Consider the following 13,027-nt stretch of genomic DNA (forward strand, 5'->3'; position numbering starts at 1 on the left):
AGACAAACAAGAAAATGCCAACAGTTAAAAGTATTCCAGGTCCTTACCGTTTCTTTTTTTATAGTTTTGATTGCAATGAACCAATGCATGTTCATATTCAAAGAGATAAAGAAGTATGCAAATTTTGGTTAAATCCTCTTGTTTTGGGTAAGAATAATGGATTCTCTCCAAAAGATTTGAATTTAATCAGAAAAATTATACAGTTAAATATGGAAATAATAAGGGAGGCATGGCATGAGCACTGCGATTGAAATAGTAGAAGCAAGATTGAACCGTATAGAAGTAACGGACATTGAAATAACAGCCTTTCTTTCTGACGGTCGAAGAATAAGTGTTCCATTGGCATGGTCCTGGAGATTGTCGGATGCAACTCCGAAACAGCGTCAAAATTACGAAATAATTGGTAATGGTCAAGGCATACATTGGCCTGATATTGATGAGGATATAAGTGTTGAAGGAATGCTTCTCGGTATCCCTGCACGACACAGACAGTTTTCATTTGCTTAATCCCCTGCATGGCCTGCAAAAATGAGCTTCACTCTGAAAGTTCCTTTTCAAGGCCTTTTTCATTTTCAAGCTGGGTGATGGATTCCAGAAGACGCCTTGCATTTTTCGGTGACCGTAAAAGATAGGCCGTTTCTTCAAGGGCTTCATAATCCTCAAGTGACATAATCACAACAGCACTGGATGTTTTACGTGTCACAATAACTGGCGAGCGGTCTTCACAGACCCTGTCCATTGTTTTAGCGAGGTTTTGTCTTGCAGCGGTATAGGTTATGGCTTCCATATCTGAATCCTCCTGTACAGAATATTGTACGTCCAGACAGTGGCTTGTCAAGCAAAAAAAAGGTATGCTCCCTTTGAAAATTTGTGGATGCAGCCGTATTTGTATCTTCCATGGATATGCTTTTGGAGAAGTTCGGTACCGCCGTGGGTGATCCTGAAGTTTTGAGGATGCACTGCAAACTACGGGGTCTTCGCTGTATGCCGGGTGTTCGGTGTGAGGTCTTTTTTGATGCGGCATGATTTACAGGGCAGGATTTATCTCTGGTGGCTGAGGCTCCCGAAGCCCGGTAGTTGAGGCTATCGAAGCCCCTTTCCAATTCCATCCTTTCGGGCTATGCAGTAGCAGGGTATTTCTGTTACACTTTCAAAAGAAAGGACATTGCATGGCAACAAGCAATTCCAGTGATTACGACAGCCCATGGAAAGAGGCCGTAGAGCGGTACTTTAAGGAATTTCTGGCTCTTCTTTATCCTCAGATCCATGATGAGACAGACTGAAGCCGTAAGCCCGTATTCATCGACAAGGAGCTTCAGAAGGTAGTCCGGGATGCAACCCTGGAACGGCGTTATGCGGATAAGCTGGTGAAGGTCTGGACTAAGAAGAATCAGGAAATCTGGGTGCTGATTCATGTGGAGGTTCAGGGTGACCCTGAAACTGTCTTCCCCAAACGCATGTATGTGTACAATTTCCGCATCTTTGACCGCTATGACAGGGATGTGGTCAGCCTTGGCGTACTGACGGACAGGCAGGAGAGCTTCAGACCGGATTCCTATGCCAGAGAATTATGGGGCTGCTCCCTTGACTTCCGCTTTCCCATTGTCAAACTTATGGACTGGGAGGATGAAGAGCGTTGGGAAGAGCTTGAAAACAGCGACAATGTTTTCGCCCTGGTGGTCATGGCCCAGATCAAGGCCAAAAGCTGCAAATCAAAAGACGAGCTGAAGGCATGGAAGTTCCATCTGGTGAAGCTTATGTATCAGCGGAACTATAGCAAAGAAGACATCCTGCAGCTTTACCTGTACATCGACTGGATGATAAGCCTGCCCAGGAAGCTTGAAAAACAGTTCCTTGACGATGTTTACCTCTTTGAGGAGGAGAAAAAGATGCCATACATTACAAGTGCAGAGCGGTTTGGGTTGGAGAGGGGTGAGGTTAAGGGCATGTACAACGAGAAGTTCCAGACCATCATGAGCCTTAATGAGTTCAATATGAAACCGGAGGATATTGCCAAGGCTACCCGTCTTACCCCTGAACAGATAAAGGCTGTCCTTGCAGCAGGAGACAAGGGCCTGGATCTTCTCATAGGTGATGATGCTACCAGACATTAAACCCTTCTTATTTTGATTTTTATCCATCCGTGACCGGACGCAGCCTTCAATGGGTTGTGTCTGGTTGTTGTCTTATGGGGCATCCTGTGGCTTCGGTATCTGTTCCTGTACCTGATAATTCTTCCGTATCTTCCCATGGCAGTTCATTCATGCCCCGGTTCCCTGATTCCTTCCTTTTCTAGCTCCTTATCCCCCGCTGTACCGTCTCTTTTGTTTCCTGGGCCATCCCATGGGACACCCAGTGCGCCGGGATAAGCTGGCATGAGATTGGAGGTGCAAGTCCTCTATCCGGTAAGGTATAGCGAACCGCCGGAGCCCTTAAGTCATGGGCTGCTACTCGTGAGGGTAGTGGTTAAGCGTTGACAGGGGAACACACAGGCTCGGTATTGAGCTCCTAAATCAGGGTTGGGAATGCTGACCGTGTTGGGTGAACGGGAAGGCAAAACTGAATGCTGCGTCAACGCAAGTAGCAGGCAGGTTCCCCGGAGTCGCTGACCCGGTGCATGTGTGAATGTCTCATGAACGGAACCCGGGAGGCCTCATCCAGCGGTACTTTAAGAGAGTAACTAACAGCTCCAAGGTAAGTAGCCGAACAGCTGCCAGAGCCGGGTGAGGAGTCGGACAAGGCCATAGTAGTGAAGAAGGGGACGAACAAATTGAAGGAACAGGCATGATGACAAACGAACTGGATATGCGAAGTCCGGGGGACTCCAGGAAAAGCCCCTGCATCCTTTTTCGGTACGGGGGCTTTTTGCGTCAGGGGTTCAGCAATGCTTTTGTGCAGACAGTGGGTTCGCATTTTTCCACATCAAATGATGTAGGAAAACAGGAACTGGAGAAAGATCGGGAAGGCCCTTTTCTCAGTCTTTATTTGTTTCTGTCCATGTAGCTTCTGATGCCAAATCCGCTGCCAAGGCCGCCAAGGAAAACGGCAAAAAGTTTGATGACCTCCCGGTACAGTTCCTTGTCTGAGCCGACCAGAAAAACGGTGGCGAATATGAACAGAACGGCAAAGACAAGAACGTATATCAGGGTGTATTTTCTGTTTTCTGCGGCATCCCTGAAAGATCTTTCATCATCCTTTTCGGCAAGTTCCAGAATTCTGGTGATATGGGTTTCATTGATCTTGTCCACAAGAGGATGGGGTGCCGGTCCCAGCCTGTGCATGGACATCCCGATTTCCAGAACCTTCCTTGCTTCCGGGGGAAGCCCTTTAAGCATCTCCGGCTCCACAAAACCCACGTCATTTTTTTTTAGAATACCCTTTGCCTTCTTCTGTGGCGGTATCCTTTGTGTTTGTTTCCGTATCCGTCATTGCAGCAACTCCCGAAGGCGGCCTGAGCTGATTTTACTGACCAGCACCTTTTCAATGCGTTCCGATATTTCTGCACCAGAGTAGGATGCAGCGGCCTGCCGGACAAGGGCATCAAAGGCCTGATCATCCATATGCCCTTCATTGCGGAGACGCACCATATACCGGATGAGATTCTGAAAAGCGGTACGCCGGGCCTGTGCAAGGGTGTCGTTTCTGTCTTCATGGAAAGCCATGGGAACAAAAGGAGTCTTCCCTGCCTGTCCGTATGTGTTCAAATACATATGCCCTCCGGAACACGGATGGTTTATTGCAAGTAAAAAATCTGCTGGCAACTAAAAGGGGTCAGACCCCTTTTATGTTCAAAAGTTTAAAAAATACAGTTGTAACCACTTGATTTAATTATAGCCTCCACTTATTGATAAGTTACATAAGAACAACTAAACTGTCTCAGCCACAGTAACCAAAGCTGCTATATCCTGACCTCTGCGTGTCAAAATAACGGGTTCTTTTTCATATACAACCCTATTTACTATATTGGCAAAATTTTTTCTGGCATCGGCAGTAGAAATTTTTGTATGCATAGTCTTTCCTCATTAATTTATAATGTACAAAAATAGCATCACTACATTTAGCATAAAACAAATATAAGCTTTGCTTTTTAAAAAACAATACCATCAACGAAACAAAGGAAAGTTATCCTCTGCTAAACCGTAGCGGTAGCTGTTCACATCAAAAACTATGGGATTCCATGGATAAGCTTTAGGAGAAGTTCGGCACCGCCGTGGGTGATCCTGAAGTTTTGAGGATGCACTGCAAGCTGAGGGGGCTATGCTTCTCCCCGCCATATGAACCAGAAACCAGCGGGAGGCTCCTTGAACCAGATGCTTACGGATTTTTATGTAAAGCCCACATCGGATATCTTCATCAAGTTCCTCTTTGGCAAGGAAGAGCATAAGCCCATTCTCATTGATTTCATCAATGCTGTTATGAAGAACTCAGGATTTACTTTGATCACAGACCTTGTGATTAAAAACCCTTTCAACATTCAGACCATCCTCAATGCCAAAGAAACCATACTGGATATCAAGGCAAAATCTTCTGACGGCAGGTGGATTGATATAGAAATGCAGAACTCGAATAAGGGCTTTTTCGGGGAACGGGCTTTGCATTACTGGACGGATCTTTACGGAGATCAGTTAGTTACAGTTGACAATTATTCTACCCTGTGCCCTGTGGTCTGCATCAGTATCCTTGATTTTAAGATGTCTAAGAACGTGGATAGATACCACCTCTGCTTCATGCTCCGGGAAAAGGATACGCCGGAACTGCTCTTAACGGATCACCTTTCCCTGCATTTCCTTGAACTTCCCAAGATTACTGCTTACAATCTGGATAAGAGTCTGGACAACTGGCTTTATTATCTCAAAAATGAAGGCCTGAACAGGGAGTATGAGACTATGGAAAATATCTTAAAGAACAATCCTCAGATAGCCAACGCCAGAGAAAAATACCTGAGCTTTACTCAGGACGAACATATGCGTGAGGCCTATAATTCTCACATCAGATGGAAGCGGGATCATGATTCGGCTTTGTTTTTTGCGGAGCAGAAGGGAGAGATCAGGGAGAAGTTCCAAACCATCATGGAGCTTCTGGATTTCAATATGAAGCCTGAAGAGATAGCCAGGATTACAAGGCTCACCCCTGAAAAGGTAAGGGCTGTTATTGTAGCAGGGGAGAAAGGTCTGGATCTTCTGCTGGATGATGATGCTACCAGGTATTAGGTTCTGGTGAGGGAAAAATGAAGTAGGCCATATGACCTGCCTCCGTTCCACCTTTAATTTCAGTCAGGCGTTCCCGCATAAAGGAGATTGATCTTATACAGGAAACAATTGAAAAACCGCAGAGGTTCCCCGGAGTCGCTGACCCGGTGCATGTGTGAATGTCTCATGAACGGAACCTGAGGAGGCCTCACTCAGTGGGACTTATAAAGTTACTGATAGCTCAAAGGTGAGTATGCTCAACAAATGTAAGATGTTTAAAAAAATATATTTTGAAATAACAAGTGCGTGTAACCTCTCCTGTCCTTTCTGCCCCCCTCTGAAGCGGGAGTCAGGGTTCGTTGATGAAGCTGGGTTTAAGAAGGTAGTAGGTGAAATTGCAGGCATGACGGAAAGGGTGCTGCTCCACGTGAGGGGAGAGCCCCTGCTGCATCCGGAGTTTCCCCGTTTTATCCGTATAGGGCAGGCCCTTGGCGTTTCCTTTGAAATCACCACCAATGGTGCCCTTTTGGAAGGCCTGGAAGATGTGCTGCTGTTGCCCTCCCTTGTGCAGGTGAATTTTTCCCTGCACAGCCTGCTGGCCAACGGCCTTGAAAATCAGCCCCTGATTCTGCAAAAAATTTGGGACTTTGCCCGGAGAGCGGAGAGGGAGAGGCCGGATCTTTATATCAATTTCCGTTTCTGGGATATGGCAAGTGCTGTGGATACTCCGCAGAACGCCATACTGGAGGAGTTGGAAAGGATGTATGGTTTTCATCTGACCGATGTGAACGTGAAACGGAAAAAGAGCTTCCGGCTTTCCGGCAGAGTCAGCCTGCACTTTGATACGGAGTTTCAATGGCCTTCCATGGGGGATGCTGTGACAGGTGATGCCGGATTCTGTTACGGCCTGAAAAATCAGATTGCCATTCTTTCCAATGGTGTGGTGACTCCCTGCTGTCTGGATGCGGAAGGGGTCATTTGTCTTGGCAATATTTTCCATCAATCCATTGCAGAGATTCTTGAAAGTCCAAGGGCCACTGAAATCAGAAGAAATTTTCAAGCATATCGCCTGTCCGAAGCCCTTTGTCAGCGCTGCAGTTATATAAAGAGATTTTCTCCTAAAACCCTGCGCACCCAGCAGACAGGCCATGGTGGTGTTTTAGCCGGGGTATGAAAAACCATGTTCTTTGCAGGCATCTAAGGATGACAGGGTGATGGTGTGTCTGTGTTTTTTTCTTCTGGACAAGAGAGAATTGATGTGTTTTTTTATATATTTTGCATACAAACAAAAAGCTCCGATGGAGCAGGCTTGAAGCAGAAACTCGCTACATTGATACCTTCTGAAAGGGGGAAAAATGCAGATTACCGTCATCAGTGGCAGTCCAAAGGGAGAGCTGAGCGTTACCCTCCAGTCCCTGCGTTACCTTGAAAAAATCTTTCCTGAACACAGTATGGATGTGATCCATGTGGGCCAGAGCATCCGGGCCATAGAGGAAAAGGCGGAAAAAAGGGAAGAAATTTCAGCTCTTGTAAGTGCTGCTGACCTTGTGATTTTTGCCCAGCCGGTCTATACTTTCACCATTCCATCCCAGCTGAAACGCTTTCTGGAGCTTGTGAACCAAAGTGATCTGAAAAGGGCTTTCAATGGTAAATATGCGGCTGTGATTACAACATCCATCAATTTTTTCGATCACAGTGCCCATGATTATATGCGGGCAGTGACAGAAGATCTTAACATGGCCTTTGCAGGTGGTTTCTCCGCAGATTCCTATGATCTTCTGAATGCGGAAGAGCAGCAGCGCCTGAAAAGCTTTGCCCAAGATATTTTCAAGACCGTTGAAAAGAAACGGCCTGTTACAAGGGCCTTTGCTCCTCTTGTGCATTCCTTGTGGAATTATGAGCCGGGTCCGGATATTGCCGGCTTGGATACCGTGGCAAAAAAGGTATTGATCATTCAGGACAGAAAATACAGTGCAGAAAATGCGGGAGCCATGGCAGACCGCCTTGCCCGTCGTTTTCCTGCGGCTGATCGTCTGATACTGGAAGAAATGACACTGGCGGGAGGCTGCCTTGGCTGTGTGCAGTGTGGTTTTGATCACAGGTGCGTATATACAGGGAAAGATGATTTCATTGCCACCTATGAGGAGAGGATAAAAACCGCTGATATTATTTTCTTTGTCATGAAGGTGGAAGACCGCATGTTCTCTTCCCTCTGGAAAGCTTTTTTTGATCGGGGTTTCTACAATACCCACACTCCTACACTTAAGGGGAAGCAGTTGGGCTTTGTGATTTCAGGGCCTCTGGGTCAGATGGCTCCTTTCAGGGAAGTGCTGACGGCCTTTACCCAGTGGCAGGGTGCGGGGCTTGTGGATATGGTCTCCGATGAGTGCGGTCAGGCCTATTTGCTGGACAGTCTGCTGGATACCCTTGCTGAGCGGGCCGTGGAAGCCGGTGAAAGGGGATATGTGGCCCCTGCAACCTTCCTTGGCAAGGCAGGTATGAAGGTGTTCCGGGATGATGTGTTCGGTCGTCATCGCTTTGTGTTTCAGGCGGATCATGACTGGTTTGAAGCCAATGGTATTTATGATTTTCCCCAGGATGACAAGAGGGCCATGGAAACCAATGCCTTTATGTTTGATATGATGAAGGACCCGGCTGCCAAAGAGGCCATCCGGAAAATGCTGAAATCCGAGATGGTGAAACCTATGCGTAAGGTGGTGGAAGAGGCCGGTTGAGTATAGAAAAAACAGGAGGTGGCTCTATGCAATCCGATTCCCGTGTACGCAGTCCTGCGGTGGCATCCCTCTTTTATCCGGGGGATGCCTTGCGTCTTGAACAGGAAGTATCTTCTCTTCTGGCAAAGGCTGATGCTTTCCCGGATATTCTGCCCAAAGCCATGGTTGTGCCCCATGCCGGGTATGCCTGGTCCGGTGCTCTGGCAGCCACAGCCTGTAAACTTCTTATTCCCATGAAAAATCAAATCCGGCGGCTGGTGTTGCTGGGGCCTGCCCACAGGGTATACCTGAGGGGCATTGCCCTTCCTTCCAGTACGGCCTTTGCCACGCCCTTCGGGGAGGTGGGTTTAGATACGGATCTTCTGCAAAAACTGGCAGCGGCTTTTTCCTGTGTGAAGGTGATGGATGCGGCCCATGCCATGGAGCACAGCCTTGAGGTCATTCTTCCCTTTCTTCAGAAAACCCTGGACTCCTTTACCCTTGTGCCTCTGGTGGTGGGGGAGACGGATGCCCTTAAAGTGGCTTCGGTGCTGGATTATCTCTGGGGCGGTGAAGAAACCCTCATCCTTATCAGCTCGGATTTAAGCCATTTCAAGGATTATGCCTCAGCACGCACAATTGATATGCAGACGGCGCAGGCCATTGAATCCATGGACCTTTCTGGGATTTCTTCCGATGCCGCCTGTGGGGTTTATCCTTTAAGGGGTTTTCTTACTTCTGCACTTCGCCGCAGTCTCAAGGTTCACCGTCTGGGGCTTTGCAATTCTGGGGATGTCTCAGGAGATAAAGCAGGCGAGGTTGTCGGCTATGGGGCATGGGCTTTCACGGAGGAGGGAATATGAGCATGGACTACCTTAATCCTGCGGAAAAAAAGTTCCTTCTTTCCATGGCATGGGATGTTCTCAGGGCAGGGGTTGCCGGAAAGAGATCCCTTATAAAGCCCGATGCGGAAACAGGGGGGCATCTGATGGAAAGGGGAGCTTCCTTTGTTACCCTTCAAAAGTCGGGAGAACTCAGGGGATGTATCGGCTCCCTCACGGCATGGCGGCCCCTTTGGGAGGATGTGGCGGCCCATGCCTGGAATGCGGCCTTTGAAGATCCCCGTTTTTCTCCTGTAAAGGCTTCGGAACTTTCCCTCATTTCCCTTAAAATTTCTATTCTGACACCGCCGGAACCCCTTTTATTTGATTCGGAAGTGGATTTGCTTTCAAAGCTTCAACCCGGTGTGGACGGGCTGACCATCCGTTCGGGCAGGTGTCAGGCCACCTTTCTTCCTGCTGTGTGGGAACAGCTTCCGGAGCCGGAAGACTTTCTGGTCCATCTCAAGCTGAAGGCCGGACTGCGGGCAGATGCTTTTCCCAAAGATCTTAAAGCTGAACGCTATGGGACGGATGAATTTGCCTGAACCTTTCTGGGATAGGAGAATGCCATGAAAATTCCTGAAAGTTATTTTCGTAAAAAGGAGAAGGACAGCCTGCAATGCATGGTCTGCCCCCATGGCTGTATCCTGAAAGAAGGGCAGCGGGGACGCTGTTTTGTGCGCATGATTCAGGAGGGACACATGGTGCTGGACACCTATGGTCGTTCCAGCGGGCTTTGCATTGACCCAATTGAAAAAAAGCCGCTTTATCATTTTCTGCCGGGAAGCCGGACGCTTTCCTTTGGTACGGTCGGATGTAATCTTGCATGCAGATTCTGTCAGAATTGGGAACTATCCCGTTCCAGAAGCATGGACAGGATGATGGTCTCTGCCTTGCCAGAAGCCATTGCCGCAGCTGCCCTGAAGGAGGGATGCAGGAGTGTGGCCTATACCTATAATGATCCTGTGATTTTTCTGGAATATGCCATGGATACTGCCAAAGCCTGCAGGGAGGCAGGAGTTTTGTCTGTGGCTGTAACCGCAGGCTACATTCATGGAAAGGCGAGGGAAGACTTTTTTTCCTGCATGGATGCGGCCAATGTGGATCTAAAGGCTTTTTCTGATTCCTTTTACAGAAAATACTGCGGTGCCTCCCTTGGGCCGGTTTTGGAAACCCTTTGCTATATCCGTCAGGAAACCACGCTCTGGCTGGAGCTGGCTACCCTGATTATTCCTGGATACAATGATTCTGATAAAGAGCTGGATACCATGGTAGACTGGATTCTTGAGCACCTCGGACCGGAGGTTCCCCTTCATTTTACTGCCTTTCATCCGGACCATGAGTTCCGCCATGTGAAAAGAACACCTGCAGCCACCCTGCTGCGGGCAAGAAAACGGGCCATGGACAGGGGGCTTTTCCATGTGATGACGGGAAATATCCTTGAAGATGAAGGATCTTCCACCTTCTGCCATAATTGTGGCGAACTTCTCATAGCTCGGGCAGGATACCATATTACGCAGTGCAGGCTTTCAGAAAAGGGACTCTGCCCCCTTTGCAATACTCCCTGTGCCGGTTTTTTTGATACGAATCTATAGGGTTTAATGGGGTATACTTACCATAAATAGCGATTTTTCAAAGCAGATATTCTTTCGTAGGAAAGGGCTATCCTTTCCTTTGAAATCCGGTTTTCCTCCACAAGCCTTTTTATAATTTCTATGGCTTCCTTTGCAATGTCAGGATTATAGTCTGCGGGTGAATTGTTGGAGAAAATAAGCATGTCAACACCTGCAAGGATGGCCTTTTCAATGGCGGTTTCCATGCCGTAGTGATCCGTAATAGCTCCCATCATCATATCATCGGAAACAATAACACCTTCCCATCCCAGTCTTTTTCTTAAAATACCTGTCATGGTACTGTGGGACAGAGTTGCCGGATAATCCGGATCAAGATGGGCATTGAAGGTATGGGCTGTCATGATCATGCCATCAAAATCGTTCATGAAGTGCAGCAGGTAGGGGTATAGTTCTTCGGTTTTCCAGGTTTCGGTGATGTCCGTGAAACCATAATGGGAATCTTCTTTGGAGCTGCCATGCCCCGGAAAATGTTTGAGTGCGGCAATAATGTTTTTCTTTTTATAGGTCTCTGTGAAAATTTCAGAATGCCTGAAAACCAGCTCAGGGCTTTGGGAAAAGCTGCGTTCAATTTTTCCTATTACAGGGCAGTCGGGATTGACATTGACATCGACAACCGGAGCAAAATTTACATTGACACCCATATCCGAAAGAGTGGCTGCACTTTTATCTGCCCAGAACTGTGTGGTCTCCGCATCATTGAGATCCCCTAGGTACTGGGCGGATACTGTGGGAGGGAAGCCATAACTTTCCTTCAGGCGGTTTACCCTGCCTCCTTCCTGATCTAGGGCAATGAAGAGGGGAAAAGGCGAGGCTTTCTGAAGCCTTCGGCTCAGTTCTTTGAGTTCTTCCGGTGAGGAGATGTTTCTGGGGCGTGATCTGGAGGGGACATCATACTCATAGAGAACAACACCCCCGATATTTCTTTCCTGTATGTCCTTGTATATGCTGTGATTCTCATTAATTTCCGTTCCCCTGAATCCGATAATCAGCATTTGGCCGATCTGTTTTTCAAGGGAAGGCTTTTCCTCTGAGCTGGAGTTGGCACATCCTTGAATACCGAAAGAGAGGGTTGTGAGCAGAGCAATAAAAAGGATACTATGAATGGTCTTTTGGTGCATGGTGATCTTTCTTTGTGGGATGAATATTAAATTGTTATTGAAATATCAGACCATTATTGGAAATGGATTTTATTTTGTCAATATAGAATGTATTGAAAAAGTCCGAAATTTTGAACAATGGGTCAATCTGCTGGTGGGCTGTGAATGGGTACTGACGGGGAGTGTGGCAGCTGTCAGGTCAGGTTTTAAAGACGGGAGTTATTACAGGCCCGAGAGCAATGCATTTGTACTGGCTTTGCAGAGACCATTTTGAGAAAGGTCAAATTTTGGGTTGCACCCATTTTTCATATAAAAAAAGATTTTATATCAGAATAATCAATGGACACTCTCTGGTTTTATGTAAAGATCCATGGCTTCATCTACCTTGTCCCGCCATGCAGAGGGATTGAGGATGCCCTGAAAACGGACTTCTGCATCGCTTGATCCTGCAGAATAAAAGGCAATATCCCCTATGCCAAGAAGTCTTTGTGGAATACTCTGGTTGAGTTCGATACTTTTTAAATCCTGTATCCTGATACTCTGCTGATTTCTGGCAACAATACCCTTGTGGCGCGAAATTCGTCTTTTGTCGATGGTGAATTTTAATGAGAATCTTTTTATTGCCGTCAGCCCCAGAAGAAGTATGCCCGCGGCAAAAGAGCTTCCCGATAAAATGGATTTTATGGGGCCTGTAAGGTTAAATGCGGTGAAAGCAGCAAGAAGAAAGAGGATGGTGGAAAGGGTGATGATTTGCCAGTAGCTTCGCCATGCAGGTCTGAATTCTGTGTATAAATCCGGCATGATACCCTCCTTATTTATTTGTGGTATAAAAAATATGGAGTCATTTCTGAAATGATGGGTGATGGATACGGCATCCAGATTTTTATAACAAAAAACGACCGTCCTGTATAAAGAAACAGGACGGTCGTTATGTCTTATTCGATTTTATCTGTAATTATTGAAAATTACAGAGGTACTACTTTGTCAGCTGCCGGGCCTTTCTGGCCGTTGACAATATCAAACTGAACACGCTGACCTTCTTGAAGCGTTTTAAAACCGCTGCTCTGAATAGCAGAAAAGTGTACAAAAACATCTTCTCCGGAATCCGTTGCAAGAAAACCAAAACCTTTAGACTCATTAAACCATTTTACAGTGCCTTCTGCCAATGTCTTCTCCTTAACATCTGTTTGTATCTGAAGTGGTGTTCATCATTGGCAGCTTTTATATCTGTACAACAATCCTTGGACCGTTCCACATTTACTTTGCTCTTGCCAATAGAATTGCACCTATTGAGGCTTGAACACTAATAGAAAGTGCCGGGTCTGTCAATGCTTTTTTTTAACATAAAATTGATTTTTTCAATTTATTATTTTTGTGATGAATATGACACGGTAAGGATTTCAGGTGTCATATGTATAAGGTTTTAAAGTATTATGTTTTATATCAATGATATACGGGTCTGGCTGAAGTGGTTTTAATAGCAGAATACCATGCCCGATACAGTCAAAAGCA

General features: G+C 46.7%; 16 protein-coding genes. 9 read left to right on the forward strand and 7 right to left on the reverse strand.

The features are described from left to right. Nucleotides 1-14: 14 nt before the first annotated feature. Together FIM25_RS02715 and FIM25_RS02720 are read left to right on the forward strand one after the other, a co-directional pair. Nucleotides 15-251, forward strand: coding sequence for a DUF4160 domain-containing protein (locus tag FIM25_RS02715; RefSeq protein WP_139446032.1), 237 nt, complete (start codon nucleotides 15-17; stop codon nucleotides 249-251). Continuing rightward, on the forward strand, nucleotides 235-507 hold the full coding sequence (locus tag FIM25_RS02720; RefSeq protein ID WP_139446034.1) for a DUF2442 domain-containing protein: 273 nt from the start codon (nucleotides 235-237) through the stop codon (nucleotides 505-507). Before FIM25_RS02715 ends, FIM25_RS02720 begins: the two co-directional genes overlap by 17 nt. Before the next feature lie 28 nt (nucleotides 508-535). On the opposite strand, the gene FIM25_RS02725 is transcribed toward FIM25_RS02720, so the two are convergent. Then, on the reverse strand, nucleotides 536-787 hold the full coding sequence (locus FIM25_RS02725; RefSeq protein WP_139446036.1) for a type II toxin-antitoxin system Phd/YefM family antitoxin: 252 nt from the start codon (nucleotides 785-787) through the stop codon (nucleotides 536-538). Between the two features lie 580 nt (nucleotides 788-1,367). Here FIM25_RS02725 and FIM25_RS02730 point away from each other — a divergent pair. Beyond that, complete coding sequence (locus FIM25_RS02730) at nucleotides 1,368-2,114, forward strand: RpnC/YadD family protein (protein ID WP_179953107.1); 747 nt, start codon at nucleotides 1,368-1,370, stop codon at nucleotides 2,112-2,114. An 867-nt stretch (nucleotides 2,115-2,981) separates the two neighbouring features. On the opposite strand, the gene FIM25_RS02735 is transcribed toward FIM25_RS02730, so the two are convergent. From FIM25_RS02735 to FIM25_RS02745, 3 genes are all read right to left on the reverse strand, one after another. After that, nucleotides 2,982-3,335, reverse strand: a complete 354-nt coding sequence (locus FIM25_RS02735; protein WP_179953108.1) for a hypothetical protein — start codon at nucleotides 3,333-3,335, stop codon at nucleotides 2,982-2,984. Nucleotides 3,336-3,425: 90 nt separating this feature from the next. Further along, nucleotides 3,426-3,710: a hypothetical protein gene (locus tag FIM25_RS02740; RefSeq protein ID WP_139446040.1), complete on the reverse strand. Its 285-nt coding sequence runs from the start codon at nucleotides 3,708-3,710 to the stop codon at nucleotides 3,426-3,428. Between the two features lie 156 nt (nucleotides 3,711-3,866). Then, nucleotides 3,867-4,010 (reverse strand): type II toxin-antitoxin system Phd/YefM family antitoxin, encoded by a 144-nt coding sequence (locus FIM25_RS02745; RefSeq protein WP_139446043.1) that lies wholly within the window; start codon nucleotides 4,008-4,010, stop codon nucleotides 3,867-3,869. Between the two features lie 300 nt (nucleotides 4,011-4,310). On the opposite strand from FIM25_RS02745, the gene FIM25_RS02750 reads away from it, so the two are divergent. From FIM25_RS02750 to amrS, 6 genes are all read left to right on the forward strand, one after another. Then, entirely contained in the window at nucleotides 4,311-5,210 is a 900-nt protein-coding gene (locus tag FIM25_RS02750) for an Rpn family recombination-promoting nuclease/putative transposase (protein ID WP_246051992.1), read from the forward strand. A 232-nt stretch (nucleotides 5,211-5,442) separates the two neighbouring features. After that, nucleotides 5,443-6,363, forward strand: coding sequence for a radical SAM/SPASM domain-containing protein (locus tag FIM25_RS02755; protein ID WP_139446047.1), 921 nt, complete (start codon nucleotides 5,443-5,445; stop codon nucleotides 6,361-6,363). A gap of 181 nt (nucleotides 6,364-6,544) precedes the next feature. Then, complete coding sequence (locus tag FIM25_RS02760) at nucleotides 6,545-7,924, forward strand: NAD(P)H-dependent oxidoreductase (RefSeq protein WP_139446049.1); 1,380 nt, start codon at nucleotides 6,545-6,547, stop codon at nucleotides 7,922-7,924. A 26-nt stretch (nucleotides 7,925-7,950) separates the two neighbouring features. Next, the gene (gene amrB / locus FIM25_RS02765) at nucleotides 7,951-8,766 is read left to right on the forward strand and encodes an AmmeMemoRadiSam system protein B (protein WP_139446051.1); all 816 of its coding nucleotides are present in this window, start codon (nucleotides 7,951-7,953) and stop codon (nucleotides 8,764-8,766) included. Further along, nucleotides 8,763-9,329: an AmmeMemoRadiSam system protein A gene (amrA, locus tag FIM25_RS02770; RefSeq protein WP_218961232.1), complete on the forward strand. Its 567-nt coding sequence runs from the start codon at nucleotides 8,763-8,765 to the stop codon at nucleotides 9,327-9,329. Before amrB ends, amrA begins: the two co-directional genes overlap by 4 nt. A gap of 24 nt (nucleotides 9,330-9,353) precedes the next feature. Continuing rightward, entirely contained in the window at nucleotides 9,354-10,379 is a 1,026-nt protein-coding gene (gene amrS, locus FIM25_RS02775) for an AmmeMemoRadiSam system radical SAM enzyme (protein WP_139446053.1), read from the forward strand. Nucleotides 10,380-10,396: 17 nt separating this feature from the next. Here the strand turns inward: amrS and FIM25_RS02780 are convergent, their stop codons facing one another. The 3 genes from FIM25_RS02780 to FIM25_RS02795 form a co-directional block, all read right to left on the reverse strand. After that, entirely contained in the window at nucleotides 10,397-11,536 is a 1,140-nt protein-coding gene (locus tag FIM25_RS02780) for a glycoside hydrolase family 3 protein (RefSeq protein WP_139446055.1), read from the reverse strand. 315 nt (nucleotides 11,537-11,851) lie between these two features. After that, nucleotides 11,852-12,316, reverse strand: a complete 465-nt coding sequence (locus FIM25_RS02790) for a PH domain-containing protein (protein WP_139446059.1) — start codon at nucleotides 12,314-12,316, stop codon at nucleotides 11,852-11,854. Between the two features lie 164 nt (nucleotides 12,317-12,480). Beyond that, nucleotides 12,481-12,681, reverse strand: a complete 201-nt coding sequence (locus FIM25_RS02795) for a cold-shock protein (RefSeq protein ID WP_139446061.1) — start codon at nucleotides 12,679-12,681, stop codon at nucleotides 12,481-12,483. Nucleotides 12,682-13,027: the final 346 nt, after the last annotated feature.

The organism is Desulfobotulus mexicanus, assembly GCF_006175995.1.
Classification (GTDB): Bacteria; Desulfobacterota; Desulfobacteria; order Desulfobacterales; family ASO4-4; genus Desulfobotulus; species Desulfobotulus mexicanus.

Coding starts and splice junctions, on each gene's coding strand:
- FIM25_RS02735 (WP_179953108.1), bottom strand. CDS start 3,335: ATGCTTAAAGGGCTTCCCCCGGAAGCAAGGAAGGTTCTGGAAATCGGG.
- FIM25_RS02715 (WP_139446032.1), top strand. CDS start 15: ATGCCAACAGTTAAAAGTATTCCAGGTCCTTACCGTTTCTTTTTTTAT.
- FIM25_RS02780 (WP_139446055.1), bottom strand. CDS start 11,536: ATGCACCAAAAGACCATTCATAGTATCCTTTTTATTGCTCTGCTCACA.
- FIM25_RS02760 (WP_139446049.1), top strand. CDS start 6,545: ATGCAGATTACCGTCATCAGTGGCAGTCCAAAGGGAGAGCTGAGCGTT.
- FIM25_RS02790 (WP_139446059.1), bottom strand. CDS start 12,316: ATGCCGGATTTATACACAGAATTCAGACCTGCATGGCGAAGCTACTGG.
- FIM25_RS02745 (WP_139446043.1), bottom strand. CDS start 4,010: ATGCATACAAAAATTTCTACTGCCGATGCCAGAAAAAATTTTGCCAAT.
- FIM25_RS02750 (WP_246051992.1), top strand. CDS start 4,311: ATGCTTACGGATTTTTATGTAAAGCCCACATCGGATATCTTCATCAAG.
- FIM25_RS02720 (WP_139446034.1), top strand. CDS start 235: ATGAGCACTGCGATTGAAATAGTAGAAGCAAGATTGAACCGTATAGAA.
- amrS (WP_139446053.1), top strand. CDS start 9,354: ATGAAAATTCCTGAAAGTTATTTTCGTAAAAAGGAGAAGGACAGCCTG.
- FIM25_RS02740 (WP_139446040.1), bottom strand. CDS start 3,710: ATGTATTTGAACACATACGGACAGGCAGGGAAGACTCCTTTTGTTCCC.
- amrA (WP_218961232.1), top strand. CDS start 8,763: ATGAGCATGGACTACCTTAATCCTGCGGAAAAAAAGTTCCTTCTTTCC.
- FIM25_RS02725 (WP_139446036.1), bottom strand. CDS start 787: ATGGAAGCCATAACCTATACCGCTGCAAGACAAAACCTCGCTAAAACA.
- FIM25_RS02755 (WP_139446047.1), top strand. CDS start 5,443: ATGCTCAACAAATGTAAGATGTTTAAAAAAATATATTTTGAAATAACA.
- amrB (WP_139446051.1), top strand. CDS start 7,951: ATGCAATCCGATTCCCGTGTACGCAGTCCTGCGGTGGCATCCCTCTTT.